We start from the raw sequence: 26901 nt of genomic DNA on the forward strand, positions 1-26901 counted from the left end.
GCATCGCCGCTGTTTTGATAATCTTGTAAAAAATATTTCCTGCATGCTAGCCTCCCGTCGATCCATTCGGGGGAGATCAGACGTCCATGGCCGACGGGTATGAAGGCATCGTCACCGTTTGCTGCAGTGACATCGCCGGCCAGGTGCGAGGCAAGGGATTTCCCGCCTCCAACCTCGAGAAGCGTCGCCGCTTCGGTGTGGGCTGGACGCCCACAAATGTGATGATCAACTGTTTCGGACGCATCCCCGCCACGCCCTTCGGCGCCGAGGGCGATCTCATGCTGGTCCCCGCCTCCGGCGGCGACATCCGACTGGAATCCGGGCCGGGATTGCCGCTCGAACACATCATCCTGGGCGACATCCTGACCACGGCGGGCGAGCCTTGGGAATGCTGTCTGCGCAGCCTGCTGGCGAGGGCTCTCCGAGCTCTCGAGGAGGAGGCCGGACTGAGGCTCGTGGCAAGCTTCGAGCACGAGTTTTGGTATGAGCGCGGCGAGGAGAGGCAGGGTGATTCCTATGCCGCGAGCAGCCTGCGCGGCATGGAAGGCTTCATCAGCGAATTCCTGGCGGCATTGCGGGTGAACGATATCGTACCCGACACGTTCCTGCCCGAATATGGCCCTCGCCAATATGAAATCACGATCGATCCCGCCGAGGGCCTGGTCGCTGCCGATCAGGCGGTGAAGCTGCGGGAGATCTGCCGCTCGGTCGCACGCCGACACGGCAGCCGGGCGAGTTTCTCTCCGGTCGTCACCCACGGCATCGTCGGCAATGGCGTTCACATCCACTTCAGCCTGACCGATCTGGCCGGCTTGCCAGTCGGCTTCGACGACACCCGGCCCGGCAAGATGAGCGAGGTCTGCGCGTCCTTCTGCGCCGGAATCCTAAGGCACGCCCGGGCCTTGTGCGCCCTCACCGCGCCCAGCGTGATTTCGTACGAACGGCTGAAGCCGCATTCATGGTCGGCCTACTATGCCAATCTCGCGGACCGGGACCGCGAGGCGCTCCTGAGGATCTGTCCCTATCCCGAGGTGGAGGGACTGGACGTCAGCGGGCGCTTCAACATCGAGTATCGGGGAGCGGACGCCGCGGCCAGTCCCCATCTGCAGCTTGCCGCCCTTGTCTTCGCCGGCCTGGAGGGCGTTCGCGAGGCACTACCATCCCCCTTCATATCGACCGGCGACCCCGGGCGATGGAGTGATGCCGAACGCGCCGAACGCGGCATCACCGATCTGCCGCGAAGCCTCGGCGAGGCCCTCGACGCCCTAGAAGGCGACGGCGTGATCGGCGGCTGTCTCGGATCGGTGCTGACGCAAGCTTATGTCATGCACAAGCGCGGCGAGATCGAGATGGCGTCGAAGGAGACGCTGGCGGACCTCTGCAGCCTCTATGCGGAGGCCTATTGATGCTGCGGTCACCCGATGCCAGCCATGCGTCGCTCCTCGGCCCGGGGGATCCCGAACCGGTCGGAATCCGCAACGGCTCGGCGGCATCGCCCTTCCTGATGATCTGCGACCATGCGGGCAATGCCGTGCCGACGTCCTTGCAGGGCCTCGGCCTGCCCAGAAGCGAGCTGGAACGGCACATCGCCATCGATATCGGCATTCTGGGCGTGAGCGAGACCCTCTCGGATCTGCTTGGTGCCCCCCTGGTCTATCAGCGCTATTCCCGGCTCGTGGCAGAATGCAACCGTCGGCAGACTTCCTCCAGCTTCATGGCGCCCGTCTCCGACGGCACCACCGTCCCCGCCAACCAGTCCCCCTCGCAGTCCGACCGCAAGGCGCGCATCGAGGAAATCGTCGAGCCCTACCATGGCGAGATCGCCGGCCGCATCGATCGCAGGCTGGCGGCGGAGGAAGCCACTGTGCTTGTTGCGATGCACAGCTTCACCCCCGCCTTGCTTGCCGCACCCGCGCCGCGGCCCTGGCATGTCGGCTTGTGCTTTCACCGGAACCGGGTTTTCTCCGATTTCGTCCTGGCCGAACTCGATGCCGATCGCAGCCTCATCGTCGGGCGCAACGAACCCTACGGGGTGAACATGGTCGAGGACTACTCCGTGCCAGTCCATGGGGAGGAGCGAGGCCTGCCCTATGTCGAGATCGAGATCCGGCAGGACCTGATCAGCGAGCCGGAAGGCCAGTCGAGTTGGGCCAATCGCCTTGCTCAGGTGCTCGAGGCCGCCCACGAACGCTTCCGCAGGGAGGTCTCGCAATGATCATCGACCGCAGCGCGCCGCTCGAGCCTGCCCGTACCTGCATATTGCTGATCGACACGCAGCAGGGCATCTTCAACGCCCAGGCGGAGACGACGCGTCCCCATTTCCATCGCTCGGCGCGGGATGTCGCAATCCCCAACATGGCAAGGCTCGTCGCCGCCGGCCGCGCCGCCGGCGCCGAAATCGTCTACACCGTCATTGCCAGCCTCACCCGCGACGGGCGGGACCGCAGCCTCGACTACAAGCAGACCGGCTTCCAGTTTCCGCCGGGCAGCCCGCAGACCAGGGTCATACGCGAACTCGCGCCCGGCGAAGACGAAATAGTGCTGCCCAAGACCTCGTCCAGCCTCTTCAACTCCACCAATTTCGAATACCTCGTCCGCAATATCGGCCTCGATACCATCGTCGTCACCGGCTTCCTCACCGACCAGTGCATCGACCATACCGTCCGCGACGGAGCGGATCGGGGGTTTCGCATGGTCTGTCCCGTCGATGCCTGCACCACCGACACGCCCGAGCGGCATGAAAGGGCACTGGCCGCCTTCAAAGGCTATTGCCGGCAGGCGGGCACGGAGGAGCTCGTCGCGGAACTGGGCCGTCATTCGTCAGCGGGGAAAGGCGCCCATGGCTGACACAACCTCGCCCTCCCCGCCCCTCCTGCGCACGGCCAACCTCACCAAGGCCTTTCGCGGCCTCGTGGCGTTGAGAAACCAGGCGATCACGATCGAGGCGGGCGAAATCGTCGGCGTCATCGGACCAAACGGTTCGGGCAAGAGCACCTTCTTCAATCTGGTCACCGGCTTTTCGCGCCCCAACGACGGTGTGATCGAGTTTCAGGGGGAATCGATCGCTGGGCTGTCGACGGCGAAAATCGTCGCGCGGGGCATCGCCAGAACCTTCCAGGGGTCGCGCCTGTTCACCTCACTGAGCGTCCGCGACAATGTGCGCGCGGCGGCACAGCTGCGGCATCCGATCGGGCCGCTGGCAGCGGTCGCCCGTGGGCCGAAGTTCAGGCGCCACATGGCGGCGGCGAATGACGAGGCCGACGAACTGCTCTCCCTCATGGGCCTGGAGAACCTGGCGCAGCAGCCGGCGGCGGCCCTGCCCTATGGCGACCAGCGGCGTCTCGAGATCGCCCGGGCGCTCGCCACCAAGCCGCAATTGCTTCTGCTGGACGAGCCCGCCGCCGGCCTCGACTCGAACGAAACACGCGTGCTCGCGGGACTCATCCGCACGATCCGCGACCGCTACGGCATAGCGGTCGTGGTTGTCGAGCACGACATGGACCTGATCATGAACCTGTGCGAGCGCATCCAGGTTCTCGCGACCGGCGAAGTCATCTGCACCGGCACGCCGCAGGAGGTCCGTAGCAATACGCGCGTCAGGGAGGCTTATCTCGGCCATGCCTGATATTACGCCCGCTCTCCTCGACATCCGGGACCTGGAAGTCAGCTTCGGTGCGGTCCGGGCCCTGAAAGGCGTTTCGCTGCGTGTGGACGAAGGCGAGGTTGTCGCGCTGGTCGGCGCCAACGGAGCCGGCAAGAGCACCACGCTGCGCACCATCTCCGGCCTGAGCCGCCCCCGCGCCGGACGCATCCATTTCGCTGGCAACGCCATCGGCGGCCAGGCGCCGGCCCGCATCGTGCGGCTCGGCATTTCCCACAGCCCCGAAGGGCGCCGCTTGTTCGGAGGACTGACCGTCGCGGACAATCTGCGCTTGGGAGCCTGCACGCGCAAAGACCATAAGGGCGTCGCTCGGGACAGCGAGCGCATGTTCGCGCTGTTCCCCATCCTCAAGGAAAGGCTCGGGCAGCTGGCCGGCACGCTCTCGGGCGGCGAGCAGCAACAGCTCGCCCTTGCACGGGCCATGATGGCCGCGCCGCGCCTGTTGCTGCTCGATGAGCCGTCCCTGGGCGTCGCGCCCCTGCTGGTGCGGCATATCTTCGACGCGCTCGGAGAATTGAAGAAGCAGGGCATGACGATGCTGCTTGTGGAACAGAACATCGCCCTGGCGCTCGAACTCGCCGACCGCGCCTATGTCATGCGAACCGGCAAGGTCGTGCTCTCGGGAAGCTCCGCCGAACTCACGCGCGACGACCGGGTGGCACAGGCCTATCTGGGGGCCGGCGAATGAACAGCTTCGAATATGTGCTGCAGCAGGTCATCAACGCCGTCAGCCTCGGCAGCCTCTACGCGCTGGTCGCCGTCGGACTTTCCATCGTGTTCGGCGTGCTGCGCCTCACCAACTTCGCGCATGGCGACGTGATGATGGTGGGTGCCTTCACGACCGTGCTCCTTTCGGTGGCCGGACTGCCCTTCGCACCCGCACTCGTGTGCGGCATCCTCGCTGCCGCCCTTGCGGGTTTCGTCATCGAACGCATTGCCTACCGGCCGATCCGCAACGCCCCCGACGTCACGCGGCTGCTGACCAGCCTGGCCGTGACCTACATCCTGGAGAATCTCGGCATCCTCGCGTTCACCTCGTCGCCGCGCAATTTCCCCTTGCCGGACTTTATGAACAGCGCCTGGCAGATGATGGGCGGAGCGATCACCTTCACGAACATCAACCTGCTCACCATCGGGCTTTCCATCGTCTCCCTGCTCGTGCTCGGCTGGTTCATCACGCGCACGACGATTGGCCTCGGCATGCGGGCGGCGGCGGAGGACATGGCCGCGGCCCATCTGGTCGGCCTCAATGTCAATCGCGTGATCATCGTTGCCTTCGTGGTGGCCTCGGCCTATGCCGGCCTGGCCGGCGTGCTGTGGGCGGCGCAGGCCGGCGTGGTGCAGCCCCAGATGGGTTTCACCCCTCTCCTCAAGGCCTTCGTGGCGGCGATCATCGGTGGCTTCGGCTCGATATCCGGGGCATTGGTCGGAGGCTACATGCTGGGCGCCCTCGAGATCTTCATCGTCGCCTTCCTGCCGGATTCCGTGACCCCCTATCGCGACGCCATCGTCTTCGCCCTGCTCATCGCCTTCCTGCTGTTCCGGCCGGGCGGCCTGCTCCAGCCCAATCGCGAGATCAAGCTATGAGTTCCGGCTTGCGAACACCTCTTCTCGTGGCCGCGGGGATCGTCGCAGCGGGCATTGTCGCCGTGGGCGCGCCGATGATTCTGAGCGACTACTCCTCGCGCATCCTCATCCTGATCACCCTGAATTCCATCCTGGTATTGTCGCTCTCGCTCAGCAACGGCTTCACCGGCGTGTTCTCCCTCGGCCATGTCGGCTTCATCGGCGCCGGGGCGTATGCGTCCGGCATCCTCTCGCTGACCGTGCAGCAGAAGGCGGCCCTGCTGCCGCATCTGCCGGGCCTTCTCGGCGGCCTCAGCCTGTCCTTCCTTCCCGCCACCGTTGCCGCCGGCGTGTTTGCGGCCGTCCTCGCCCTGATCATCGGCTACCCTTTGATGCGCTTGTCGGGCTATTTCGTTTCCGTGGCGACGATGGGCTTCCTGATCATCGTCAATGTCGTGCTGATCAATGCTTCGGACTTCACGCGTGGCTCGCGCACCTTCACCGGCGTCCCGCTGGAGACGACGCTGCCTTGGGTGATGGCGTGGCTGGTGGTCGCCCTGCTGCTGCTGGCGCGGCTGGTCTATTCGCCGTTCGGCCGCTCCATGATGGCAGCGCGAGACGACACCATCGCTGCGAGCGCCGTGGGCATCGATGTGCTGCGCACCCGGCTGACCGCCTTCGTCGTCGGTGCCTTCTTCTCCGGTGTGGGAGGCTCGCTCTACGCCCATTATCTCGGCTCTTTCTCGCCGATCACCTTCTATTTCGCGATGACCATGAACCTCATCGCCATGCTCGTGCTGGGAGGCATGGGCTCGCTTTCGGGCGCGCTCGTAGGCGTGGTCTGCGTTTCCATCCTGTCCGAGCTCCTGCGCTCCGCCGAGCGCGGCTTCACCCTTGGGAGCGTGACCGTGCCGCCGCTTTTCGGCGCGAGCCAGATCGTGCTCGGCATCCTGTTCATCCTGATCATGATCTTCCGGCCGAAGGGGATCATGGGCGACCGCGAATTCACTTTCGGGGCGGCCAGAACATCGGCGAGCGATCCATCAAACGAGAGGTGACTAGAATGTCGACGTTGAGTAGACGCAGAGCTTTAGCCCTCGGCCTTTCGGCCATGACCATGTTCGCGGTTCCCCGAACGGCCCTGGCGGCGGATCCGATCAAGATCGGCTACGCCGCCAATATAACCGGCGTCCAGGCCTCCCTTGACGGTCCGATGCTGAACGGCGCCAAGCTCGCCGCCAGCGAGATCAATGCCGCCGGAGGCGTGCTCGGCTCGCCGATCGAGTTGGTGGTCTACGATTCGAAGAGCGATGCCACGGTGATCTCGACCGTCGCAAGCCAGCTGATCGACAGCGACAAGGTGGTTGGAATCATCGGATTTGCGGATTCGGATTCGGTGCTTGCCATCGGGCCCCAAGTCCAGAAGGCGGCGATCCCCTTCGTGACACCGGGCGCCACCTCGCCCAAACTGCCGGCCCAGCTCGGCAATGAAGTCTTCCTCGCCGCTTTCGGCGACAATGTCCAGGCGGCTGTCGGCGCCGAATTCGCGCTCAACAAGCTGAATGCGAAGACCTGCTATCTGCTCACCGACATGGGCACGGAATACACCACGCTGCTCTCCGATTATTTCGTCAACGCCTATGAGCATGGCGGCGGCAAGATCGTCGGCAGGGATACCTACAAGATCGGCGACAAGACCTTCACGGCCCAGATCGCCAAGATCAAGGCGCTGCCGGAGCAACCCGCCTTCATCTATGCGGCGGCCAATGCGGAGGAGATCGGGCTGATCCTCAAGCAGTTGCGCCAGGCCGGCGTCAACCTGCCCGTCGTCGGCGGCGACGGCTATGACACCCCCCTGCTGCTGCAGGTGGGCGGCGAAGCGGCCAACAACGCCTATTTCACGACCCATGCCTTCATCGGCGACGGAGCCAATGCCAAGGTGAAGGCGTTCATGGACGCCTACCAGAAGGCTTATAACACCGCGCCCGAGAACGCCTTTGCCGCCTTGGGCTACGATGCCGTGAAGCTGATGGCGGATGCGGTCAAGCGGGCAGGCGCGGCAGACCCGGCCAAGATCCGCGATGCTCTCGCCGCCACGTCGGGCCTCGACGGCGTCACCGGCACGATCACCTACCGCCCCAATATCTCGGTGCCGGACAAGTCTGTTTCGGTGATCGGCGTCAAGGACGGCAAGCTCATGCTGGCCAGCGAGGCGGCTCCCTCCTATGTCGCGGAACCCTGAGATGGCGGAGAGCCCATCCTTGTGGGACACCTATCGCGCCGTGTTCGCCGGCGCGACCTTCACGGACCTGACCCACGCCTTTCATCCGGGCCAGCCGCACTTCGCGGCCTTCCCGGATGAGGAACGCAGCTTCGTCTTCGACTATCCCAAGGGCGATGCGTTCCAGGTGCACCGCTATTCCTTCGTCGGCCAGTGGGGCACCCATATGGACCCGCCCGTGCATTTCATCGAGGGAGGGCGCGCGGTGGACGACATCCCCGTCCAGGAGATGCTTCTGCCGCTCGTCATCCTCGATATCAGCGAGCGTGTCGCCGGCGATCCCGATGCAACCCCGGTGCTCACCGACATCAGTGCCTGGGAAGCGCGCAACGGGCCGATTCCACAGGGCTGCTTCGTGGCCTTGCGGACGGGCTGGTCCAGCCGCTGGCCCGATGCCGCCCGGTTCTACAACCGCTCGGCCGACGGCATATCCCATTGCCCCGGCTGGTCACGAGAGGTTCTGGAAGAACTCTTCGAGCGGCGGACTGTCACGGCAGTCGGCCATGAGCAGATCGATACCGATCCCGGTCTCGCCACATCGAAGGGGGATTTCAGCCTGGAGCACTATGTGCTGGCGCGCGATCGCTGGCAGATCGAACTCCTCGCAAATCTCGAAGGATTGCCCGAAGCGGGAGCACTGATCATGGCGACCTGGCCGAAGGCCAAGGGCGGATCGGGCTTCCCGGCCCGGGCGATCGCCATTCACCGATAGGATCCCTGAACCACGGGCGCCATGCCCGCGCAACGGCTCGCCGCAAGCGTGACGGGCCGACCTCCCGTAGGAGCCCGCGGACGGGTTCCTGCAGCAGCACGTCAAGCCGCATCCCGGAACTGCAATTGCGCGAGCCTTGCATAGAGGCCGCCCTTGGCGACGAGGGAGTCGTGCGTGCCCTCCTCCACGATCCGGCCTTCGTCCAGGACAACGATCCTGTCGGCAGCCTGCACGGTGGCGAGGCGGTGTGCGATCACCAGAGTGGTACGCTGCGTCATCAACCCTTCGAGCGCATGCTGCACCGCCTTCTCGCTCTCCGAATCGAGGGCGGACGTCGCTTCGTCCAGCAGCAGCACCGGAGCGTCCTTGAGGATGGCGCGCGCTATGGCGATACGCTGGCGCTGGCCGCCGGAGAGGGTCACGCCACGTTCGCCGATGGGCGTGTCGTAGCCCTGCGGCATGGCGCGGATGAAGCCATCGGCAGCCGCCAGGCGGGCAGCCTGTTCCACTTCCGCATCGTCGGCATCAGGGCGTCCGAAGCGGATGTTGTCCCGCGCACTGGCGGCGAACACCACCGGATCCTGCGCCACGACTGCGATACGCTGGCGAAGACGCCTGGGATCGGCTGCCGGCAGGACGACTCCGTCGAGTGTCACCCGGCCCTCGAGCGGGTCGTAGTAGCGCAGCAGGAGCTGGAACAACGTGCTCTTGCCGGCACCCGACGGGCCGACGATGGCGATCGTCTCGCCCGCCTTCACATCGAGGTCGATATGGTGCAGCACCGGACGGTCCGGCTGTCCGGGATAGGCGAAGCTCACGCCCTCGAAGGCGATGGCGCCGCGGGCGGGTTCGGGGAGCGCCACCGGCCTGGCGGGCGGAGCGATCGCCGGCCGCTCGTTGAGGAGCTCGCCGAGGCGCTCGGCCGCGCCGGCTGCCTGCACGATCTCCGACCAGACCTGCCCGAGTTCGGAGAGGGCACCGGCGCCGAATACGGCGTACAGCACGAACTGCGACAACGTACCCGGCGACATCGTACCGGCGACGACGTCATGGGCACCGAGCCAGAGCACGGTCACCACCGACGCGAATACCAGGAAGAGTGCGATGGCGGTAAGCACGGCTCGGGACCGGGTGGAGATCGCGGCGGCCTGGTACGCCTTTTCCACTTCTCCCGAGAACCGCCCGATGGCCAGGCGCTCGGCGGTAAAGGACTGGACGACGCGCATGGCGCCTATGATCTCCGCCGCATAGGCCGAGGCCTCGGCGAGTGTATCCTGAGCCTTGCGGGAGCGTGTCCGGACCGAGCGGCCGAAGGCTACGAGCGGGAGCACGATCACGGGAATGGCGATGAGCACCAGCGCCGACAGCTTGGGGCTGGTCCACACCATCATTACGGCGGCGCCGGCGAAAAGGAAGAGGTTGCGCAGCGCGACCGAGGCGGACGAACCGAAGGCCGCCTTGATCTGCGTGGTATCGGCAGAAAGACGCGAAACCACCTCGCCTGTCTTGGCAGTGTCGAAAAAGACGGGCGAGAGTTCCGTGAGATGGGCGAAAACAGCCGTGCGCACATCGGCAACGACGCGCTCGCCCAGCGTCATCACCAAGTAGTAGCGCGACGCGCTCGCCAGGGCGAGCACGAGCACGACGCCGACCATGGCCACGAAATAGGAATTGATCGTCTCGGCATGGGCGGAAAGAAAGCCGTAGTCGATCATGCGGCGCACGGCCAACGGCACCACCAAGGTGGCAGCGGACGCAACGAGCAGGGCGAGAAAGGCAAGGAGAATGCGCCCGCGATAAGCCATGGCATAGGGCGCCAGCGCCATAAGTGGACGCAGGGAACGGCTTTTCTTGGCCGGTTCGGCCGCGATTTCCCGGGTTTCGGATACTATTTCTGATGCCACGTAACAATCTTCCTCACAAGCGCGCGGGACAATGCCGCGACGCGCGCGCGGCTGCAATCGCGCCGTTTCGAACCGCTACAGTTTGCCGCGGCACCTGCCCCCTCGTGCCGTGCAAAAAAGCGCTTGACTGCGACGGCGCGGAAGCGCAAGTCGCGATTGTTCCGGCTCACGAATTTATTCGTCCTCCGGACCCCACGAGACCCCAAGATCCATGCCAAGCGACAGTACCAGTCGAATGTTCGCGCCGTTGACGGCTGAGATGGACTGACCGCTCCTGCGGGCTCGTCCTTCCGGCCGGCAACGGCCGATAGGAAGGAAGAGCCATGGAAGACCTGGCTGAAAAGACCGTCGATATCGCCGATCGCGACATCCTCGATGTATGCCTCGGCCTCGAGCATGTTGCCGACATCGTCGAGTTGCTCAACGAGCAGGACATCGAGGAGCAGGCACGCGTCCTCGTGCATCTGCCCGACGAGCGCGCCGTCGAAGTGCTCGACCAGCCCGGCCTCGACGATCCCGCGGCGCTGATCGAGGCGCTCCCGATCGAGCGCGCCCTCAAGCTGATGGCTGGCATGTCGTCAGACCGTGTGGCGGACGTGTTCCGCTACATGAACGATCCGCCGCGCTCGGAACTGCTGCGCCGCCTGGACGCGGAGACCCGCTCCTCGCTGGAAAAGGTCCTGTCCTATCCCGAGGACACGGCGGGCTCGCTGATGACCACCGAATTCGTTTCGGTCCCCTCGTCCTGGACGGTGGAGCAGACGCTCGACCACATCCGCCGGGTCGAACGTACACGCGAGACGATCTATTCGGTCTATGTGCTCGATCCCAAGACCCGTCAGCTTCTCAAAGCCGTGGCGCTGCGACGCCTGATCACGGCCGACCCCAAGGCCTCCGTGCTCACAGCCGCCCGTTTCGACAAGCCGATCACGGTCTCGCCCACGGCCGATCGCGAGGAAGTGGCCAAGCTGATCTCGAAATACGACCTCCTGGCCGTGCCGGTGGTGGACGAAAGCTGGCATGTGATCGGCATCGTCACCGTGGACGACATCATCGACGCGATCGTGGCCGAAGGCACCGAGGACGCACAGAAGTTCGGCGGCATGGAAGCTCTCGACGAGCCCTATGACCAGATCAGCTTCTGGGGCATGATCCGCAAGCGCGCGGGTTGGCTCTGCGTGCTCCTGCTCGGTGAAATGCTCACGGCCAGCGCCATGCAGTTCTTCGAGGGCGAACTCGAAAAGGCCGTGGTGCTGACGCTGTTCATCCCGCTCATCATGTCCTCCGGCGGCAACTCCGGCTCGCAGGCAACCTCCCTCCTGATCCGGGCGATCGCGCTGGGCGAGGTCAAGCTGAGGGACTGGTGGCGCGTTGCGCTGCGGGAGTTTCCCACCGGCATCGTGCTCGGAGCCATCCTCGGCGTCATCGGCATCATCCGCATCACCGTATGGCAGGAAGCCGGCTTCTACGACTACGGCGAGCACTGGAAGCTTCTGGCCCTCACCATCGGCGCAGCCTTGACCGCAATCGTCACCTTCGGGTCGCTCGCCGGCTCGATGCTGCCCTTCATTCTCAAGAAGGTCGGCTTCGACCCCGCCAGCGCTTCGGCGCCGCTGGTGGCGACGCTGGTCGACGTGACGGGCCTCGTGATCTACTTCACGGTCGCGCTCCTCATCCTCAGGGGCACGTTGCTGTAGAGCGGCATGAATCCGGTGCAATCATCGGGCGTCGGGCCGGCCGGAGTGGCCTTCGGCCATCCGGAAACGCCGGCGCCGCGACCCGGTCCGAAACCACCTCGCCCTGGCGCCATTGTGGATAGGCGCATGCAGACAGACGCTTGTATCTTGGCGGGTTTTGCGCTATCGACCCGCCACTCATTCGAATTTGACTTATCCGACCGGGGTAGCGCTCCGGCACAGAGCAGGATTTGACCCCATGAAGGCTGACATTCATCCCGACTATCACAAGATCAAGGTCGTTCTGACCGACGGCAGCGAGTTCTACACGCACTCCACCTATGGCAAGGAAGGCGACACGCTGCAGCTCGACATCGACCCCAAGTCGCATCCGGCCTGGACGGGCGGCACGCAGCAGCTTCTGGATCGCGCAGGCCGCGTCTCGAAGTTCAACCAGCGCTTTGCCGGCATCAGCTTCAAGCGCTGATCGTGGACCTCATCGACCTGACGTTGAAAGCGGGCCCTCGAGCCCGCTTTTTGCTGTTTGAAGGCGCACAAAAAGAAGCCGCGAGAAGATCGCGGCTTTATCCAAGTCAGAAACAGGGAGGCGTCAAACAGAGTGAACAGGAGCCACTCGAACATCCAGAGAGAGCTGGAATGGCACCAAGGCTACCTGAGAAAACTTACTGTTCGGTTAACGCCGGAAACGTACGCATTGCGTCCCCGGAGCGCCTCGATTGGAGTGTCTATCCGAGAGTCCCGGGGCCTAGAGCAAAGCGCATTTAGGTAGAAACGCCGCTTTTCTCCAGGTCTTTGTTTTTCGACGCGTCTTTGCGTTTTGCCGATTTCGTCAAAACACAAGACGCTCTAGCTCTTGAAGAAGGCACTCGCGGCGGACATCGAGGCCGCCTTGCGCTCCCTTGCCTCATCGAGCCGCTTGATCTCCTCCTTCAGCGCCGCGATGCGTTCATCCAGCTCATGCAGCGACAATGAGGACAGGTCCTGGCCTATCTGGTGGCCTGCCGGCTTCTTGCGGGGTTCGTCGTCGAAGATGGCCATGCTGTCCCTCCTGCAATCGGCATCCCGCCTCAGTGCGCCCGTTGTGCCGCCATCTCCCCTGCCGTGGCAAGCCCCACCCCATCCGCGATGGCCTCATTCTCGGAGCCCTTGCGAACGTTCCTTGCAATGCGGACGAGAGCGGAGAAGTCCTGCCCCCGCGCGACCACGAAATCGCGGCGGGGGTGCCCACGACGAGATTTTCGCCCAATGTCGTTGGTATATCCATGCGGAGTACATTATCGACGCCCATATCTGGCGAAAATGCCTAACGGGCTTTCCTTTCAGCCCGGCGACGACTATATGGAGGGTGAATCCCGACAATCAGCTCGCGTCGGGCTTCGCCCCGGGAGGCCGGGGCGAGGCGGAAGCGAGTTCATGCTTTCCGAGGAGATGCTTATGTCGACCGCCCCGCTGATGCCGAAGGCCACCGCTGTCTGGCTGGTTGAGAACACCGCCCTCACCTTCGACCAGATCGCCGATTTCTGCAAATTGCACCCGCTCGAGGTCAAGGGGATCGCCGATGGCGAAGTCGCCGCCGGCATCAAGGGCCAGGACCCGGTGATCGCCAACCAGCTCACGCGCGAGGAGATCGCCCGTGCCGAGCGCGATCCCAACTACCGCCTCAAGCTCGCCGAGCCGAAGGTGAAGATCGCCATCGCGAAGGTGAAGAAGGGTCCGCGCTATACGCCGGTCTCGCGCCGCCAGGACCGCCCCAACGCCATTCTGTGGCTGGTGAAGAACCATCCCGAGCTCAAGGATGCGCAGATCATGCGCCTGGTGGGGACGACCAAGACCACCATCGCCGCCATTCGCGATCGCACGCACTGGAACACCCAGCAGCTCGCGCCCGCCGATCCCGTGATGCTGGGCCTGTGCACGCAGATCGATCTCGATTTCGAGGTGGCCCGCGCCTCCAAGGATCGTCCGCCGGAAGTGGAGAGCGCAACCCTGCTGCCGGCCGAGATCACCACCGGCCCCGCCGAACGCACGCAGAAGGTCGAGGATCCCTTTGCGTCGCTGGGCAGCAAGCCGCGCCACACCGAGGATGAAGATGAGCTGGACGTCGCCAACGTCTTCGCCAAGCTCAAGGGTATCAAGCAGAAGGAGGACTGAGGCGCTCGCGCCTCGCCGCCTGCTCTGCCCGTCTGCAAGGAATGCGATCACGCCGGAGCATGGTCGCATTTTTCATTTGCGCGGGTGCCTTTCCCCGGCCTTCACGCCATCCGTGACCATGCGAGAGAATCGAAAGGCGCGGCCGGCAAAAGCCGGTCGCGCCTTCTTCATGTCATCCGCGTCCTGCGGGCGTTTCAGTCGACCTGGCGGCCGAATTCGTCGCGTACGCCCTCATGCGGCGTATAGAGCACGGGCAGAATTTCGTCGTCTCCATAGGCATCACGCTGCCGGTCGGGACGCGACAGCGCAAAGATCTCCGCCTGATGCATGGCATAGCGCTGCGAAGCCTGTTCGATCAGCGACTGAATGCCGTGCAGCAGCGTCGCAAAGAGCGGGTAGCTTACCCGCACCTGCGTTCCATGGAGGGCCGGGGAATAGCTCCAGTGACGGCCCCATTCATCCTCATGGAATTCAACGCTCGACATAACACACATCCTTAACAAAAAGTTAGGTCTCTATCCTTGTATGTAGTGCATTTTCAATGTTTTATAAGAGTCCATCAAGACAGATGACCTATCTTCATCATCAAGAATAACTTTATGATCGCAGGCGTGTGATGAACAAATCGGGTGCTGGGTTGGGCGCTCTGTGGACCTTCGCCGTCGCAGCCCGCCATCTCAGCTTCGCCAAGGCGGCGGGCGAGCTCGACGTAACGCCGGCAGCGGTGAGCAGCCAGATCCGCGCGTTCGAGGAGCGCCTTGGCACGCGTCTTTTCTTCCGTACCAGCCGGAGCATGCGTCTTACGCATGCGGGAGAGGAACTGCTTGCCTCCACGACCACGGCGCTGCGGACAATCGACGAAGCCCTGCGCAGGGCCGCCAACACCACGCATCGCGAAATGCTGACCGTCTCGTCGGGGCCTTCCTTCGCCGCCAAGTGGCTGGTGCCGCGGCTGCCGCATTTCCGGCAGAAATTCCCCGACATCGAGATGCGCATCGACATCTCGGACACGTTGACCGATTTCAACCGCGACGAGATCGACGTGGGCATTCGCTTCGGGCGCGGCGTCTATCCGGGCCTGCGTTCGGACCGCCTTTTCGACGAGGCCGTCTTCCCCATCTGCAGCCCTCGGCTTCTCCAGGGAGCGATCCCGCTGCGCGAGCCGAACGATCTGCAGCACTTCACCCTCATCCATCTCGATTGGTATGGACAGGATGATGCCTGGCCGGATTGGCGCATGTGGCTGCTGGCCGCCAAGGCGGACAAGCCCGATCCGAACCGGGGGCTGCATTTCAGCCAGTCGATCATGACGCTGCAGGCGGCCATCGACGGCCAGGGCGTCGCGCTGGGCAACACCAGCCTCGTCGGAGACGATCTTGCGGCGGGACGGCTGGTGCGCCCCTTCGATCTCTCGCTCAGGATCGCGCCGGAATTCGCCTACTACCTGGTGGCGCCCAAGACCAAGGCCGACAAACCGATGATCAAGGCCTTCCGCGAATGGGTGCTGGGTGAAATCCAGAGCGGCACGACGCCGGGATAGGCGGGACGCGCGAACGCCCTCGTCCGCAACGCCGGCCTCGCGCATTTTGCCTTAGGCGATGATATCCGGGGTTAGCATATCCTCGATATAGGAGATGCGATCCTTGAGATTGAGCTTGCGCTTCTTCAGGCGCTGCAGTTGCAGGCGATCCGGCGAGCCCAACTGTTCGAGGGCTGCGATCGCTGCATCGAGGTCGCGGTGTTCCTGGCGCAATTGTCCCAGTTCCGCAACCAACGCGGCTTCCTCCTCCTGACTAAGCGGATTTGACAAGCCTGTACCCTTCCGTTCCAAACGCGCGCAGCCATGGAACGCACCATGCCGCGGTTCTTGTCGCCTTGCCCGGACAGCCTCCAGGGAAAAGATTATAGCCCAAACTATGCCGGTGCGATTCAGCTCCCGCAAGCGCTGCTGCAAGATATCGCCACTTATTTACACGCCTTTGGTGGACATTGTGCAGCAGGCAATGAGGAGGTGGCTCTAGCCCCTTGTTTCGGCAGCTCTTTTGGAACCGTCGCCTGCTTCTTGTACCGTAGGGTAAGACATTGTTCCGACTAATCTAATTGCTGCTTCGCACAAACCGCGCCCGCTGGAAGAACTCGAATTTTCCTTCGACAAGCCCCTGATTTCGTGACAACGTTAGATGTCGGAACTGTGACAACAAGGAGCCGTTAATGCCTGTGCAGCCGCATCTGGTCGAGTTGGAGCGTAAACATCACGCTCTGGAAGCAGAACTCACCATCGCCTTGTCTCATCCCTCCTCGGACGATCTCAAGATTGCAGAGCTGAAGCGTAAGAAACTCCTTTTGAAAGACGAAATCGCCAAGTTGAAAGCCGCTGGGACGGTACACTGACCCAGCAGACGCTGGAACGTTCCCCGCCGCCGGCCCGGAGTTGATCCGGAGCCGGCGGTTTCATTTTCACCCCCTATCCAGAGCCGCTGCAGTTCCAACGCCGGCATGTTGTGCCAATTGATACGGACAGGTCACGCCGGGCGGCGCACCATGACGGGAGCTTGAGGCTAATCCGGTATTGGGGGGCGTGCGATGGCCTGCACGAGGGGAAAGTTCGGAACTGTCCTGTTCACTTCGGCTATGCTTGGTTTGTTGGTGCTCGCGCCACTGGTTGGGATGAGTGCTCCGGCGATCGCCGCGGCGGCAGCCCCGATCCAGCCTCAGCCGCCCACCCTCGACGAATTCAAGACAACGTTGTCCCGGTTCGGGCAGTTCATCTATTCGGAGCGCTACGGCAATGTATGGCAGCCGACCTCCCTGCCCGCGGGCTGGCATCCCTACCCCGCGTGCCACTGGATCTACGACCGCACCTACGGCTGGACCTACGACGATCCCACCACCTGGGGCAAGATCGTGCATCATTACGGGCGCTGGGCCCATGACGATCAGGCCGGCTGGATCTGGGTTCCCGGTACCGAATGGGCGCCGGCATGGGTGATCTGGCGCAGCGGGGGAGACTGGACGGGATGGGCGCCCACGCCGCCAGCCAGCGACCAGCAGGAAATCACCCTCGCCAGCTTCAACGCGGACAAGCAGTGGACTTTCATCGAGACGGCCAGGCTCGCCAATCGCTGCGACGCGGAGCCTGCTGCGATACCCGCGGCGTTCCCCGCCAGCACTCCGGTCACCTCCATCAGGGTGGTGCGCGGCATCGCCGTGTATGTGTTGCCGCAACCGGTGAATGTGATGGACTACGATACCGGGCCCGTGGCGCCCTGGAAGCCTGAATTCCTCGGTGAATGGCTGCTCTGGCTGAACGCGGCCGCATCTTCCGTGAAACTCGACATCGGGCCTGCCAGCGCGGCACTGTGTACGCCGGCTGCGCCGGCGGTCGCTCCCTATGTCTCGACGCCGCCGCCCCCGCCGGCGCCGCAGAAGACTCCGAAGAGACGGGCTTCGAAGAAGGACTATCAACCTCCACACCCCAACCGCCAGCCTGTGCTTGTGGAGCAGGGCCCGGCATATGAGTCGCCGCCCGCCTATGTCGATCCGCCCTTGCGTCGACGACCGCCCCCGGACTGGGGTCCCGGCCCCATCCTGCATGTGCCGCCCTATGTCCGCCCCCGGCCCTATCCACGCCCCGTGGCGAGCCCTGAGGCCTATCCGGACAGACCCTACTATCCGCGTCGGCCGCGCGTCCTCCCCGCCCCCTATGGCGAGCCGGTGATCCGGTAGGCCCGGGCGCATAGGGGATGCCCGCGGGACTGGAACTCGGCGCGTCCTGGCTCTATCGTCTGGGCTTCCCTCCCCGCCTGGACTTTGCCATGCCCTCTTCCATATCCCTGCCCCGTCGCCATTGGTTCGAGATGACGACGGAGGAGTTCCGCACCTCCGACACTTCTTCCTGGATCGCCGTGCTGCCGATCGCCGCGATCGAACAACATGGTCCCCACCTGCCCGTCGGCGTCGACAGCATGATCATGCAGGGTTATCTCGACCGGGCGGTCCCCCTCATCCCCGGCGACATCCCCGCTACCTTCCTGCCCATCCAGACGATCGGCAAGTCGAACGAGCACCTGGAATTCCCCGGGACCATTACCCTGTCGGCCGAGACGGTGCTGCGCGCCTGGGTCGAGATCGGAGAGAGCATCCACCGCGCCGGCGTGAAGAAGCTGCTGATCGTCAACTCGCATGGCGGCAACATGACGGCCATGGACATGGTGGCGCGCGAACTGCGCGTTCGCCACGGCATGCTGGTATCGTTCACCTCCTGGCACATGTTCGGCTATCCCCAGGGTATTTTCCCGGATGACGAAGTGCGCCTCGGCATCCATGCCGGCGAGATCGAGACAGCATTGATGCTCGAATTCAGGCCCGACCTCGTGCACATGGACCGCGCCAAGAACTTCAAGCCCGTTACCTATGAGATGGAGCAGACCTTCAAACACCTCCGCACCGGGCGTCCGGGCGGTTTCGGCTGGATGGCTCAGGACATTCACCCGGAAGGCGCGGCAGGCGACGCCTCGAGGGCTACGCGCGAGCATGGACACGAATCGGCGGCGTTCGGCGCGGAGGCGCTGGTCGACCTCCTGCGGGACATAAGGGATTTCGACCTCACGCGTCTGCGGAAGGGACCGCTGGGGTAGGCTCTCCGGTAGGCCGCAAGGAACCTGTCTATGGGCGCCGGCCTTGCGGCAGGAACCGCGCCAAACGTGAAGGGGCGATCACCGACCGCCCTCTTCCGCTCCCATAAAGCCATCGTTTCCAGGGCCGTCGACCTCCCAGTTCGAGATCGACACCCTTGCCCGCGGGGTCATGCCGCCTGGGCGCTGTCTTCCAGCAAGAGCAGGTCGTCACGGCCGAAATTCAGGGCCACCGTCTCGCCGACAGTGGGCGGCACCGAGCTCGAGCTGTTGAAGGTATCGAGCGAAAGGCGGTTCGAGCCGAGATTCACGTGGATGCGCACGATCGAGCCGAGGAAGCTCACGAGATCGATCTTGCCGTGAACCGTATTGCGGGTGTTTCCGCCTTCGCCCAGTTCGACCGTTTCCGGGCGCAACGCCACGCGGCGGGTTTCACCATTGCGCGCACCCTGCAGGCCGCGCCCCACCACCACTTCCTGGCCATCGATCGAGAAACGCCCGGCGGCTGCATCCGTAACCGTGCCGGTCAGATAGTTGAGATGGCCGACGAAGGAGGAGACGAAGCTGGTCTTGGGGAAATTATAGATCTCGAAGGGCGTGCCGACCTGTTCCATCTGTCCCGCGCTCATGACAACGATGCGGTCGGACATCGAGAGGGCTTCTTCCTGGTCGTGCGTGACGAACAGGGTGGTGATGCCGAGCTGCTGCTGAAGGACCCGGATCTCATCGCGCAGCGACACGCGAATCTTGGCATCCAGCGCCGAAAGCGGCTCGTCGAGCAGGAGGATCTTGGGCTGCACCGCAATGGCGCGGGCAAGCGCCACGCGCTGCTGCTGGCCGCCCGATAGCTGGAAGGGATAGCGGTCCGCGATATGCGGCAGCTTGATCATGTCCAGCATCTGCTTCACACGCTGCTCGATCTCGGAAGGCGACTTCTTGGCGATCTTCATGCCGAAGCCGATATTCTGGGCGATCGTCATGTTGGGAAACAGGGCGTAGGCCTGGAACACCATGCCGACATTGCGCTGGTTCGGCGCCAGCCCGGTCACGTCCTTGCCGTCCATGCGGATCGAGCCGGAGGTCGGCGTCTCGAAGCCGGCCACCATGCGCAGCACGGTGGTCTTGCCGCAACCCGAGGGGCCGAGCAGGGTGATGAACTCGCCCTTCTCCACCGACAGATCGAAGTGCTTCACGACCTGGTTGGGGCCGTAGCTCTTTTGCAGGGAGGAAATCTGGAGAAACGACATAGCTACCTCTCAGGGACTCAGCGCGCCTGCTTGGCGGCGCGCGAGCGGCCGACGAGTTGGAGGAGGCCCATGCAGGCCCAGGTGATAAGGAAGGCGACAATGGCCAGAGCCGAGGGCTCATAGGCACGGTTGGCGCCGATCAGCTGTAGATAGGTACCGAAAACCTGGAGGTTGAGCAGGCTCGCGAAGGTGAACTCGCCGATCACGATGGCGAAGGCGATAAAAGAGCCGCTGAGCACGCCAGAGCGGATGTTCGGCAGGATGATTCGGGTCAGGATGGTGAAGCCGCTGGCCCCCAGGCTCTGTCCCGCTTCAGTCAATGTCTTGACGTCGATGGCCCGCAGTCCGGCATCGACCGAGCGATACATGTAAGGAAGCGCCAGGACGACATATCCGAGAGCAAGCAGAAAGTAAGTGCTCGCCTTGCTGTCGGTTAACGGCAGCCACGACGAGGAATTGAACATGCGCAGGTAGCCGAAAACGATAATGATCGCCGGAATGACCAGCGGCAGCAGCGTGACGAACTCGACCGGCGACCGCCAGGACGGCAGGCGCAGGCGGACGATGTAGGCCGCCGGGACGACCAGAATGATGCTCAATATGATAGTAGCAAGCGCCAGGAGGATCGAATTGCGGAACGCATCCTGGAAATCCGGCTGCACGAAGACGACACGATAGGCTTCGAAGCTGTAATGGCCGCGGATGAGGCGCAGCGAAAACTCGAAGGTCGCGAGCAGCGGGATAATGAAGTAGCTGATCGCCAGGATGATGATGATCCAGGAGAGGATGTTGACCTTTTTCATCGCACCCACCGTTCGCTGTAGCTACGCAGCCAGATGTAGGCGCCGCTCGACAGGCTGGTGATCACCACCATGCCGAAGGCGATCGCATAGCCGAGATTGGGATTGTTCATGACGTCGCCGCGGATCTGCGCGAAGAGCTGGATCGGAATGATCGGCAGGCTGGAGCCCGTCAGCGCGTAGGCCGTGGCAACCGCCCCAAAGGCGTTGGCGAAGAGCAGCAGCGTGGCGCCGAGGATGCTGGGAAAGAGAATTGGCAAGGCGATGCGCCGCCAGTAGTCGAAGTTGGTGCCGCCGAGCACCGCATTGGCTTCGCGCCATTCCTTCTTCAGGCCGTCCATGGCGGGAGCGATCACCAGCACCATCAGCGGAATCTGGAAGTAGAGATAAACCAGCGTCAGGCCGAAGAAGCTGAGGATGTTGAAGCCGGTGCCGTAGAGGTTGAAACCGAGCCAATCGCGCAGCAGGACGGTGACGAGGCCGACACGGCCGAGCGTGGCGAGGAAGGCGAAGGCCAGAGGCACGCCGGCAAAGTTCGAGGCCACGCCGGAAAAGGTCATGACCGCGCCGCGCATCCAACCTGGCAGGCCGCCGAGAATGACCGCGTAAGCGACGAAGAAGCCCACGAACGCTCCGCCAATCGCCGAGGCCAGACTGATCTTGATACTCAGCAAGAACGAGGAGACGATGGTGGGATTGGTGAAGAGCTCCACCAGATTGACGAAGGTGAAATGACCTTCACGATCCAGGAAAGCGCCAACCATCAGCAAGGCTGTCGGAATGATCAGGAAAATCGCGGCAAACAGCACGAAGGGCAGCATGCCCACAGCCGCCCACGTCTTCGTCCGCGCTTCCGCCCGCCGCCTCGGCGCAGGAGAAGCAACTTCGATGGTAGCGCTCATCGCTTTGTCGCCATAACTGAACCCTGCCCGGAAGATCCGGGCAGGATAAACCGCACAGGGAACGACTTACTTGACGGCCGCGCCGACCTGGCTGTCCCAGCCCTTGGCGATCACGGCGGTGGCAGCGTTCTGTTCGTCGAGGGTCGGGAACACGGCCTTGGCATAGGCTTCAGCCGGCGGCAGCTTGGCGAGCAGGTCCGCGGGAACCTTCTTGTTGGCGACCAAGTCGTTGAAGCGGATCGGGTGGCAATAGCCCTTCAGATAGCCGATCTGGCCCTCGTCCGAATAGAGGTATTCCATCCACAGCTTGGCGGCATTCGGATGAGGTGCATAGGCGCTGATGGCCTGTACATAGACGCCCGCGATCACGCCGGTGTTCGGAACCACGACGTCGACGTCCGGATTGCCCTTGAGGGTATCACGATCCGCGAGCGCGTTGTAGTCCCAGCGGATGATCACGGGGGTGGTGCCCTGCGCGAGCGAAGCGGACTTGCCGATGGTGGGAACGAAATTGCCCTTCTTGTTCAGGTCGGCGAAGAACTTCAGGCCTTCGTCACCAGCCTTGCTGGCATCGCCCTTGGCGGCCGCGAGGCCGGCGGCATAGACAGCCATGGTGGCCTGGTTGGACACGCGCGGGTCACCGGCGAGCGCAACGGCATTGGCATAATCGGAGCCGAGCAGATCGGCCCAGTCCTTGGGAGAAGTCTTGATGATGTCCTTGTTCACCTCGAAGGTGAGAACGCCGTAGTAGTCGCCGTACCAGGAGCCATCGGCATCCTTGGCGGTGTCGGGAATGGTAGCCCAGGTCGACACCTTGTAGGGCTGGATCAGGCCGTCAGCCTTGCTCTTGGGACCGAAGGAGAGACCGACATCGATCACGTCGGGAGCCTGCGGGCCGTTGTTGCCCTTGTTGGCCTTGATGGCTTCGACTTCGTCGCCCGAACCGGCATCGGGATTCAGCTCGTTGACCTGGAGACCGTACTTGGCCTTGAAGCCGGCGATGATGTCGCCATAACCGCACCAGTCATGCGGGAGGGCGATCACGGTGAGCTGACCTTCCTTCTTGGCAGCGTCAATCAGGTCCTGGCTCTGGGCAAACGCGCTGCCCATCGAGGCCGTCAAGGCCAGGGCCGATACCGATGCGATACCAAGCCACGTTTTCCTGCTCATTGTTCAACTCCTTGATGGTGCCGCGCTGGCCCATTTTTCCCGTACGGGTTTTTACAGCGGCGCTCGTATCAATGACGGTTGACACTTTTGTGTCAATCCCGATTGTCATATATGACAATCAGTATTTTAGCGGTTTGAGACCAAATTTTACGGGTTTACGTGCCGTTCCCAATCCGTTAGGAAGTGAAAAAGCCCGGCCATCGGATGTGCCGGGCTTTTGCGCGTCCGGGCCGTCGCATGGAAAGTTGACCCTCGGGCCAGAGAGAATGAAGGGAGAGCGCCGGTGGCGAATGTCGTCGTGGTCGGATCGCAATGGGGTGACGAGGGCAAGGGCAAGATCGTCGACTGGCTGTCGGAACAGGCCGACGTCGTCGTCCGCTTCCAGGGCGGACACAATGCGGGCCATACCCTTGTGATCGGCGAGAACGTCTACAAGCTCTCGCTTCTGCCCTCCGGCATCGTTCGCGGCAAGCTCTCGGTCATCGGCAATGGCGTCGTGCTCGACCCAAGGGCCTTCGTGGCGGAAGTGAAGAAGCTAGGCGAACAGGGCGTCCGGATCACGCCCGACATGCTGCGCATCGCCGAGAACACGCCCCTCATCCTGTCGCTCCACCAGGAACTGGACCGGCTGCGCGAATCGGCGACCGACGGCACCAAGATCGGCACCACCGGCCGCGGCATCGGCCCGGCCTACGAGGACAAGGTCGGACGGCGCGCCATCCGCCTGATGGACCTCGCGGATCTGTCGGCCCTGCGCCCCAAGATCGGCCGCCTCCTCAACCATCACAACGCCCTGCGACGCGGCAACGGCCAGCCGGAGATCGACCCCGAGGCGCTCTACAGCGAGCTTGCCGATGTCGCTCCGCTGGTCCTTCCCTTCATGGACGATGTCGGCGCCCTGCTGGACAAGGAACGCAAGGCCGGCAGCCGCATTCTGTTCGAAGGGGCCCAGGGTGCCCTGCTGGACGTCGATCACGGCACTTATCCCTATGTCACCTCCTCCAATACGGTGGCGGGACAAGCGGCGATCGGCTGCGGCCTTGGTCCGAGCGCCATCGACTATGTTCTCGGCATCACCAAGGCCTATACGACGCGCGTGGGCGAAGGTCCCTTCCCCACCGAATTGCACGACGAAACCGGACGCCTGATCGGCGAGCGCGGGCGCGAATTCGGTACCGTGACCGGCCGTGCGCGTCGCTGCGGCTGGTTCGACGCCGCCTTGGTGCGCCAGACCATCCGCACCTCCGGCATCACCGGCATCGCCCTCACCAAACTGGACATCCTCGACGGTTTCGAGACCATCAAGGTGTGCGTGCGCTACGAACTCGATGGCCGGGAGATCGACTACCTGCCCGCCAGCCAGGCTGCGCAGGCCCGCGTGAAGCCGATCTACGAGGAAATCGAGGGGTGGAAGGAAACCACGGCCAAGGCACGCTCATGGGCCGACCTGCCCGCGCAGGCGATCAAATATGTCCGCCGCATCGAGGAACTGATCGGTGCCCCCGTGGCGGTGCTCTCCACCAGCCCCGACCGGGACGACACGATCCTTGTGCAAAATCCCTTTCAAGTCTAAGAGCAGACCTATTCCCGTCAGATTCGGGCGTTAGTGCGTGAGTGCCGCGGGTGAGTTAAGCGGATTCTTTAATAGATTCGCTTATCTTCCCCGGGTGTCTGGCAGTTGTTGATCTGGCCGACCGCGTCCGATCATCATGACGAGGCCATGCATCGCTGCCCGGCAGTCCATCTGCCCTTGAAGAGATCGAGCCAGGACGAGTGTCGACGGATTATTTCCCTCCCATCCAGCGAGCGGTGCAGGGGCTGCTGCCCAATACCCAGGAAACCCGCAACGCCCTTTACGAAAAGGCGCGCACGGCACTCCTCCGACAGCTCAATGCCGCCGATCCCGCCCTCACTCCCGGGCAGATCTCGCGGGAACGCAGCCTGCTCGAAGAAGCGATCCGGCGGGTCGAGCATCACTACGACGAAGCCGAGCTGATGCCCGAGCCGATGGCTTCCGAGCGCCCGGCGGCGCCGAAGCCGGGCCCGATCGCCAACGATCCGGTGGAAGCCGAGGAAGAAGCCGTCCAGGATGACGCATCCGGCCCTCGCGTGCCCCATCCCGAAGGTCTCCCCGCCTTTGCAGAGCGCCGGGCCGAGAAACGGCGCCCGCAGGCACCGCGCCGCAACACCCCGAAGGGCGGCCTGCGGCGCTACGCCGTCATGGGTCTGATCGGCCTGCTCATCGTCGGAGGCGGTGCAGCCACTGCCCTCTTCCTGCGCAGTCATGACGACAAGACGGTCCTCGTGCCCGCCCAATCCACGCCCGCTCCGCAGGCTGCCGCGAAGCCCGCCGATACCGATCCGGCCAAGCTCAACGACCGCCTCGGCGCCGCTCCCGGACCGGCGCCCGCAAACCAGGTTGCAGCGGCGACGCCGGCCGCGCCACCGCCGCCCTCCAGCACTCCCTCGCCCGAGCAGGCACCGGCCGAGCCTGCCGCCCCCGCACCGGCTCCTCTCCTGCCATCGGCGGAGTCGCAGGCCCCCGAGGGCCAGCGCGCGCGGATGCTCGAGGAGGATCCGACCGCCCCGATGAAGGGGCGCATCTTCGAAGGTACGGTGAACTGGCGCACTGAGTCACAGGCGAGCGGCACCAACGGGCCGCTGGAGACTGTGGTCATCGGCGAGCTCAACTTTCCGGACCGCAAGATGAAGGCGCTGCTGACCTTGCGCCGCAACTCGGACCCGGCTTTCCCGGCCGCCTTTCTCCTGCAGATCCAGATGACGGTACCGCCCGACTATCCAAACGGCAGCATCGCCTCGCTCAGCGGCGTGAACGTGAAGCACAGTCCGCAGGTCACCGGTACTCCGCTCGACGGCGTGCTGATGAAGGTCACCACGGGCGTGTTCCTGATGGGCATTGCCGACCCCTTCAACGAGAAGGGGCGCAATGCCAAGATGCTGCAGGAGAACGGCTGGTTCGACGTCCTCTTCGCCTTCGACAATGGTCGGCGTGCTGTGCTGACCTTCGAGAAGGGACCGGCCGGCGAAAAGGTCTTCAACGACGCCATGGCGTCCTGGAGCAACGGCACAGCCGCCATCCAGTAAGCCGAGACGCTTCAAATAAAAAAAGCCGCCCGAATGGGCGGCTTTTCGATTCAGTGACGATGCATCAGGCCGGTGCGTGCGCCGCCTCGAGGCGGGCAACGCCGGAACGAACCGCAGCCTGCACCTTCTCGAAGGCGCGGACTTCGATCTGACGAACACGCTCGCGCGAGACGCCGAACTCGTCCGAGAGTTCCTCCAGCGTGATCGGATCATCGGCCAGGCGGCGAGCCTCGAAGATGCGCCGCTCACGATCGTTCAGGACGTTGAGCGCCTGACGGAGCGCCGTAGTGCGGTTGTCGTTCTCCTCGCTCTCCGCGAGACGGGCCTCCTGGTTGCTCGATTCATCGACCAGCCAGTCCTGCCACTCGCCATCCCCGTCCTCGCGAACGGGAGCGTTGAGCGACGCGTCACCGCCGAGGCGGCGATTCATTTCCACGACTTCCTGCGCCTGCACGCCGAGCGACTTGGCGATCGACTGCACCTGGTCCGGCCGAAGATCCCCTTCGTCCAGCGCCGAGATCTGGCTCTTGGCCTTGCGCAGGTTGAAGAAGAGCTTCTTCTGGTTGGCCGTGGTGCCCATCTTCACGAGCGACCACGAACGCAGGATATATTCCTGGATCGACGCACGGATCCACCACATGGCATAGGTGGCAAGGCGGAAGCCCTTTTCCGGCTCGAAACGCTTGACGGCCTGCATCAGGCCGATATTGCCTTCGGACACCACCTCGCCGAGCGGCAGGCCATAGCCACGGTAACCCATGGCGATCTTGGCAACCAGACGCAGATGCGAGGTTACAAGCTGATGGGCTGCTTCACGGTCGCCATGCTCGCGCCAGCGTTTCGCAAGCATGTACTCCTGCTCCGGCTGGAGCATCGGGAAGCGGCGGATTTCATCGAGATAACGGGATAGGCCACTTTCGGCGGCCAAGACGGGAAGCGCGGCAGAAGCCATATGTTCCTCTCCTCTGAACCCCCTTTCTGGGCGGTTCAATCGCCGTCCCCCTTCGTGGGCAGACGACGCCTACGTGATATGGGGACGGCACATGCATTTGTGAAGACCCTCGCAGGATC

Annotated in this window: 27 protein-coding genes; 18 read left to right on the forward strand and 9 right to left on the reverse strand. The window is 63.7% G+C overall.

Translation table 11 applies throughout. The features are described 5' to 3' along the window. Nucleotides 1-86: 86 nt before the first annotated feature. Genes AC6H34_RS04515 through AC6H34_RS04555 form a run of 9 tightly spaced genes read left to right on the forward strand, consistent with a single transcriptional unit; the run spans nt 87 to nt 8220 of the window. The gene (locus AC6H34_RS04515; protein WP_497538041.1) at nt 87-1406 is read left to right on the forward strand and encodes a type I glutamate--ammonia ligase; all 1320 of its coding nucleotides are present in this window, start codon (nt 87-89) and stop codon (nt 1404-1406) included. Further along, nucleotides 1406-2215, forward strand: coding sequence for an N-formylglutamate amidohydrolase (locus AC6H34_RS04520; RefSeq protein ID WP_497538042.1), 810 nt, complete (start codon nt 1406-1408; stop codon nt 2213-2215). Before AC6H34_RS04515 ends, AC6H34_RS04520 begins: the two co-directional genes overlap by 1 nt. Continuing rightward, nucleotides 2212-2847 carry a cysteine hydrolase family protein gene (locus AC6H34_RS04525; RefSeq protein ID WP_497538043.1) on the forward strand — a complete coding sequence of 212 codons (636 nt, stop codon included), beginning with the start codon at nt 2212-2214 and terminating at the stop codon, nt 2845-2847. The genes AC6H34_RS04520 and AC6H34_RS04525 overlap by 4 nt, the downstream gene beginning before the upstream one ends. Further along, nucleotides 2840-3625: an ABC transporter ATP-binding protein gene (locus tag AC6H34_RS04530; RefSeq protein ID WP_497538044.1), complete on the forward strand. Its 786-nt coding sequence runs from the start codon at nt 2840-2842 to the stop codon at nt 3623-3625. Before AC6H34_RS04525 ends, AC6H34_RS04530 begins: the two co-directional genes overlap by 8 nt. Further along, a complete protein-coding gene (locus AC6H34_RS04535; RefSeq protein WP_497538045.1) occupies nt 3618-4349 on the forward strand; it encodes an ABC transporter ATP-binding protein in 732 nt (243 codons plus the stop codon). The genes AC6H34_RS04530 and AC6H34_RS04535 overlap by 8 nt, the downstream gene beginning before the upstream one ends. Then, nucleotides 4346-5248, forward strand: coding sequence for a branched-chain amino acid ABC transporter permease (locus AC6H34_RS04540; protein WP_448151145.1), 903 nt, complete (start codon nt 4346-4348; stop codon nt 5246-5248). Before AC6H34_RS04535 ends, AC6H34_RS04540 begins: the two co-directional genes overlap by 4 nt. Nucleotides 5249-5256: 8 nt before the next feature. Further along, on the forward strand, nt 5257-6285 hold the full coding sequence (locus tag AC6H34_RS04545) for a branched-chain amino acid ABC transporter permease (protein WP_497538046.1): 1029 nt from the start codon (nt 5257-5259) through the stop codon (nt 6283-6285). 5 nt (nt 6286-6290) lie between these two features. Next, entirely contained in the window at nt 6291-7469 is a 1179-nt protein-coding gene (locus tag AC6H34_RS04550; protein ID WP_497538047.1) for an ABC transporter substrate-binding protein, read from the forward strand. A gap of 1 nt (nt 7470) precedes the next feature. Then, nucleotides 7471-8220 (forward strand): cyclase family protein, encoded by a 750-nt coding sequence (locus tag AC6H34_RS04555; RefSeq protein ID WP_497538048.1) that lies wholly within the window; start codon nt 7471-7473, stop codon nt 8218-8220. A gap of 101 nt (nt 8221-8321) precedes the next feature. Here the strand turns inward: AC6H34_RS04555 and AC6H34_RS04560 are convergent, their stop codons facing one another. Next, entirely contained in the window at nt 8322-10124 is a 1803-nt protein-coding gene (locus AC6H34_RS04560; protein WP_497538049.1) for an ABC transporter transmembrane domain-containing protein, read from the reverse strand. Between the two features lie 323 nt (nt 10125-10447). On the opposite strand from AC6H34_RS04560, the gene mgtE reads away from it, so the two are divergent. Together mgtE and rpmE are read left to right on the forward strand one after the other, a co-directional pair. Then, nucleotides 10448-11821 carry a magnesium transporter gene (gene mgtE / locus AC6H34_RS04565; protein WP_448151140.1) on the forward strand — a complete coding sequence of 458 codons (1374 nt, stop codon included), beginning with the start codon at nt 10448-10450 and terminating at the stop codon, nt 11819-11821. 238 nt (nt 11822-12059) lie between these two features. Further along, the gene (gene rpmE, locus AC6H34_RS04570; protein ID WP_284314735.1) at nt 12060-12287 is read left to right on the forward strand and encodes a 50S ribosomal protein L31; all 228 of its coding nucleotides are present in this window, start codon (nt 12060-12062) and stop codon (nt 12285-12287) included. 380 nt (nt 12288-12667) lie between these two features. Here the strand turns inward: rpmE and AC6H34_RS04575 are convergent, their stop codons facing one another. Then, entirely contained in the window at nt 12668-12859 is a 192-nt protein-coding gene (locus AC6H34_RS04575; protein WP_448151139.1) for a DUF1192 domain-containing protein, read from the reverse strand. A 396-nt stretch (nt 12860-13255) separates the two neighbouring features. On the opposite strand from AC6H34_RS04575, the gene AC6H34_RS04580 reads away from it, so the two are divergent. Continuing rightward, the gene (locus tag AC6H34_RS04580; RefSeq protein WP_497538050.1) at nt 13256-13972 is read left to right on the forward strand and encodes a DUF1013 domain-containing protein; all 717 of its coding nucleotides are present in this window, start codon (nt 13256-13258) and stop codon (nt 13970-13972) included. A gap of 194 nt (nt 13973-14166) precedes the next feature. Here the strand turns inward: AC6H34_RS04580 and AC6H34_RS04585 are convergent, their stop codons facing one another. Then, nucleotides 14167-14457, reverse strand: coding sequence for a hypothetical protein (locus AC6H34_RS04585; RefSeq protein ID WP_448151137.1), 291 nt, complete (start codon nt 14455-14457; stop codon nt 14167-14169). Nucleotides 14458-14588: 131 nt separating this feature from the next. On the opposite strand from AC6H34_RS04585, the gene gcvA reads away from it, so the two are divergent. Then, on the forward strand, nt 14589-15512 hold the full coding sequence (gene gcvA / locus AC6H34_RS04590) for a transcriptional regulator GcvA (protein WP_448151136.1): 924 nt from the start codon (nt 14589-14591) through the stop codon (nt 15510-15512). A 51-nt stretch (nt 15513-15563) separates the two neighbouring features. Here gcvA and AC6H34_RS04595 read toward each other — a convergent pair whose 3' ends face one another. After that, on the reverse strand, nt 15564-15782 hold the full coding sequence (locus AC6H34_RS04595; RefSeq protein ID WP_448151135.1) for a YdcH family protein: 219 nt from the start codon (nt 15780-15782) through the stop codon (nt 15564-15566). 401 nt (nt 15783-16183) lie between these two features. Between AC6H34_RS04595 and AC6H34_RS04600 the strand changes: the two genes are divergently transcribed. From AC6H34_RS04600 to AC6H34_RS04610, 3 genes are all read left to right on the forward strand, one after another. Continuing rightward, nucleotides 16184-16363, forward strand: coding sequence for a YdcH family protein (locus AC6H34_RS04600; protein WP_448151134.1), 180 nt, complete (start codon nt 16184-16186; stop codon nt 16361-16363). A 276-nt stretch (nt 16364-16639) separates the two neighbouring features. Continuing rightward, nucleotides 16640-17698, forward strand: coding sequence for a DUF6600 domain-containing protein (locus tag AC6H34_RS04605; RefSeq protein ID WP_497538051.1), 1059 nt, complete (start codon nt 16640-16642; stop codon nt 17696-17698). 17 nt (nt 17699-17715) lie between these two features. Further along, nucleotides 17716-18609 (forward strand): creatininase family protein, encoded by an 894-nt coding sequence (locus AC6H34_RS04610; protein ID WP_497538052.1) that lies wholly within the window; start codon nt 17716-17718, stop codon nt 18607-18609. A gap of 167 nt (nt 18610-18776) precedes the next feature. Here AC6H34_RS04610 and AC6H34_RS04615 read toward each other — a convergent pair whose 3' ends face one another. The 4 genes from AC6H34_RS04615 to AC6H34_RS04630 form a co-directional block, all read right to left on the reverse strand. After that, nucleotides 18777-19853, reverse strand: a complete 1077-nt coding sequence (locus AC6H34_RS04615; RefSeq protein ID WP_448151132.1) for an ABC transporter ATP-binding protein — start codon at nt 19851-19853, stop codon at nt 18777-18779. 17 nt (nt 19854-19870) lie between these two features. Further along, nucleotides 19871-20656, reverse strand: coding sequence for an ABC transporter permease (locus AC6H34_RS04620; protein WP_448151131.1), 786 nt, complete (start codon nt 20654-20656; stop codon nt 19871-19873). Continuing rightward, on the reverse strand, nt 20653-21555 hold the full coding sequence (locus AC6H34_RS04625) for an ABC transporter permease (RefSeq protein WP_448151130.1): 903 nt from the start codon (nt 21553-21555) through the stop codon (nt 20653-20655). The genes AC6H34_RS04620 and AC6H34_RS04625 overlap by 4 nt, the downstream gene beginning before the upstream one ends. A gap of 66 nt (nt 21556-21621) precedes the next feature. After that, the gene (locus tag AC6H34_RS04630) at nt 21622-22665 is read right to left on the reverse strand and encodes an ABC transporter substrate-binding protein (RefSeq protein WP_448151421.1); all 1044 of its coding nucleotides are present in this window, start codon (nt 22663-22665) and stop codon (nt 21622-21624) included. 343 nt (nt 22666-23008) lie between these two features. On the opposite strand from AC6H34_RS04630, the gene AC6H34_RS04635 reads away from it, so the two are divergent. Beyond that, nucleotides 23009-24298 (forward strand): adenylosuccinate synthase, encoded by a 1290-nt coding sequence (locus tag AC6H34_RS04635; RefSeq protein WP_497538053.1) that lies wholly within the window; start codon nt 23009-23011, stop codon nt 24296-24298. 200 nt (nt 24299-24498) lie between these two features. Beyond that, the gene (locus AC6H34_RS04640) at nt 24499-25830 is read left to right on the forward strand and encodes a hypothetical protein (RefSeq protein ID WP_448151128.1); all 1332 of its coding nucleotides are present in this window, start codon (nt 24499-24501) and stop codon (nt 25828-25830) included. Between the two features lie 64 nt (nt 25831-25894). On the opposite strand, the gene rpoH is transcribed toward AC6H34_RS04640, so the two are convergent. Beyond that, entirely contained in the window at nt 25895-26782 is an 888-nt protein-coding gene (rpoH, locus tag AC6H34_RS04645) for an RNA polymerase sigma factor RpoH (protein ID WP_497538054.1), read from the reverse strand. Between the last annotated feature and the right edge of the window lie 119 nt (nt 26783-26901).

It is taken from the genome of Labrys sp. ALF-8, from assembly GCF_059699065.1.

Excerpts from the sequence above, each read along its gene's own strand:
- AC6H34_RS04515 (WP_497538041.1), top strand. The coding sequence starts at position 87 with ATGGCCGACGGGTATGAAGGCATCGTCACCGTTTGCTGCAGTGACATC.
- AC6H34_RS04520 (WP_497538042.1), top strand. The coding sequence starts at position 1,406 with ATGCTGCGGTCACCCGATGCCAGCCATGCGTCGCTCCTCGGCCCGGGG.
- AC6H34_RS04525 (WP_497538043.1), top strand. The coding sequence starts at position 2,212 with ATGATCATCGACCGCAGCGCGCCGCTCGAGCCTGCCCGTACCTGCATA.
- AC6H34_RS04530 (WP_497538044.1), top strand. The coding sequence starts at position 2,840 with ATGGCTGACACAACCTCGCCCTCCCCGCCCCTCCTGCGCACGGCCAAC.
- AC6H34_RS04535 (WP_497538045.1), top strand. The coding sequence starts at position 3,618 with ATGCCTGATATTACGCCCGCTCTCCTCGACATCCGGGACCTGGAAGTC.
- AC6H34_RS04540 (WP_448151145.1), top strand. The coding sequence starts at position 4,346 with ATGAACAGCTTCGAATATGTGCTGCAGCAGGTCATCAACGCCGTCAGC.
- AC6H34_RS04550 (WP_497538047.1), top strand. The coding sequence starts at position 6,291 with ATGTCGACGTTGAGTAGACGCAGAGCTTTAGCCCTCGGCCTTTCGGCC.
- AC6H34_RS04555 (WP_497538048.1), top strand. The coding sequence starts at position 7,471 with ATGGCGGAGAGCCCATCCTTGTGGGACACCTATCGCGCCGTGTTCGCC.
- mgtE (WP_448151140.1), top strand. The coding sequence starts at position 10,448 with ATGGAAGACCTGGCTGAAAAGACCGTCGATATCGCCGATCGCGACATC.
- rpmE (WP_284314735.1), top strand. The coding sequence starts at position 12,060 with ATGAAGGCTGACATTCATCCCGACTATCACAAGATCAAGGTCGTTCTG.
- AC6H34_RS04575 (WP_448151139.1), bottom strand. The coding sequence starts at position 12,859 with ATGGCCATCTTCGACGACGAACCCCGCAAGAAGCCGGCAGGCCACCAG.
- AC6H34_RS04580 (WP_497538050.1), top strand. The coding sequence starts at position 13,256 with ATGTCGACCGCCCCGCTGATGCCGAAGGCCACCGCTGTCTGGCTGGTT.
- AC6H34_RS04585 (WP_448151137.1), bottom strand. The coding sequence starts at position 14,457 with ATGTCGAGCGTTGAATTCCATGAGGATGAATGGGGCCGTCACTGGAGC.
- gcvA (WP_448151136.1), top strand. The coding sequence starts at position 14,589 with ATGAACAAATCGGGTGCTGGGTTGGGCGCTCTGTGGACCTTCGCCGTC.
- AC6H34_RS04600 (WP_448151134.1), top strand. The coding sequence starts at position 16,184 with ATGCCTGTGCAGCCGCATCTGGTCGAGTTGGAGCGTAAACATCACGCT.
- AC6H34_RS04605 (WP_497538051.1), top strand. The coding sequence starts at position 16,640 with ATGAGTGCTCCGGCGATCGCCGCGGCGGCAGCCCCGATCCAGCCTCAG.
- AC6H34_RS04610 (WP_497538052.1), top strand. The coding sequence starts at position 17,716 with ATGCCCGCGGGACTGGAACTCGGCGCGTCCTGGCTCTATCGTCTGGGC.
- AC6H34_RS04615 (WP_448151132.1), bottom strand. The coding sequence starts at position 19,853 with ATGTCGTTTCTCCAGATTTCCTCCCTGCAAAAGAGCTACGGCCCCAAC.
- AC6H34_RS04620 (WP_448151131.1), bottom strand. The coding sequence starts at position 20,656 with ATGAAAAAGGTCAACATCCTCTCCTGGATCATCATCATCCTGGCGATC.
- AC6H34_RS04625 (WP_448151130.1), bottom strand. The coding sequence starts at position 21,555 with ATGAGCGCTACCATCGAAGTTGCTTCTCCTGCGCCGAGGCGGCGGGCG.
- AC6H34_RS04630 (WP_448151421.1), bottom strand. The coding sequence starts at position 22,665 with ATGGGCAGCGCGTTTGCCCAGAGCCAGGACCTGATTGACGCTGCCAAG.
- rpoH (WP_497538054.1), bottom strand. The coding sequence starts at position 26,782 with ATGGCTTCTGCCGCGCTTCCCGTCTTGGCCGCCGAAAGTGGCCTATCC.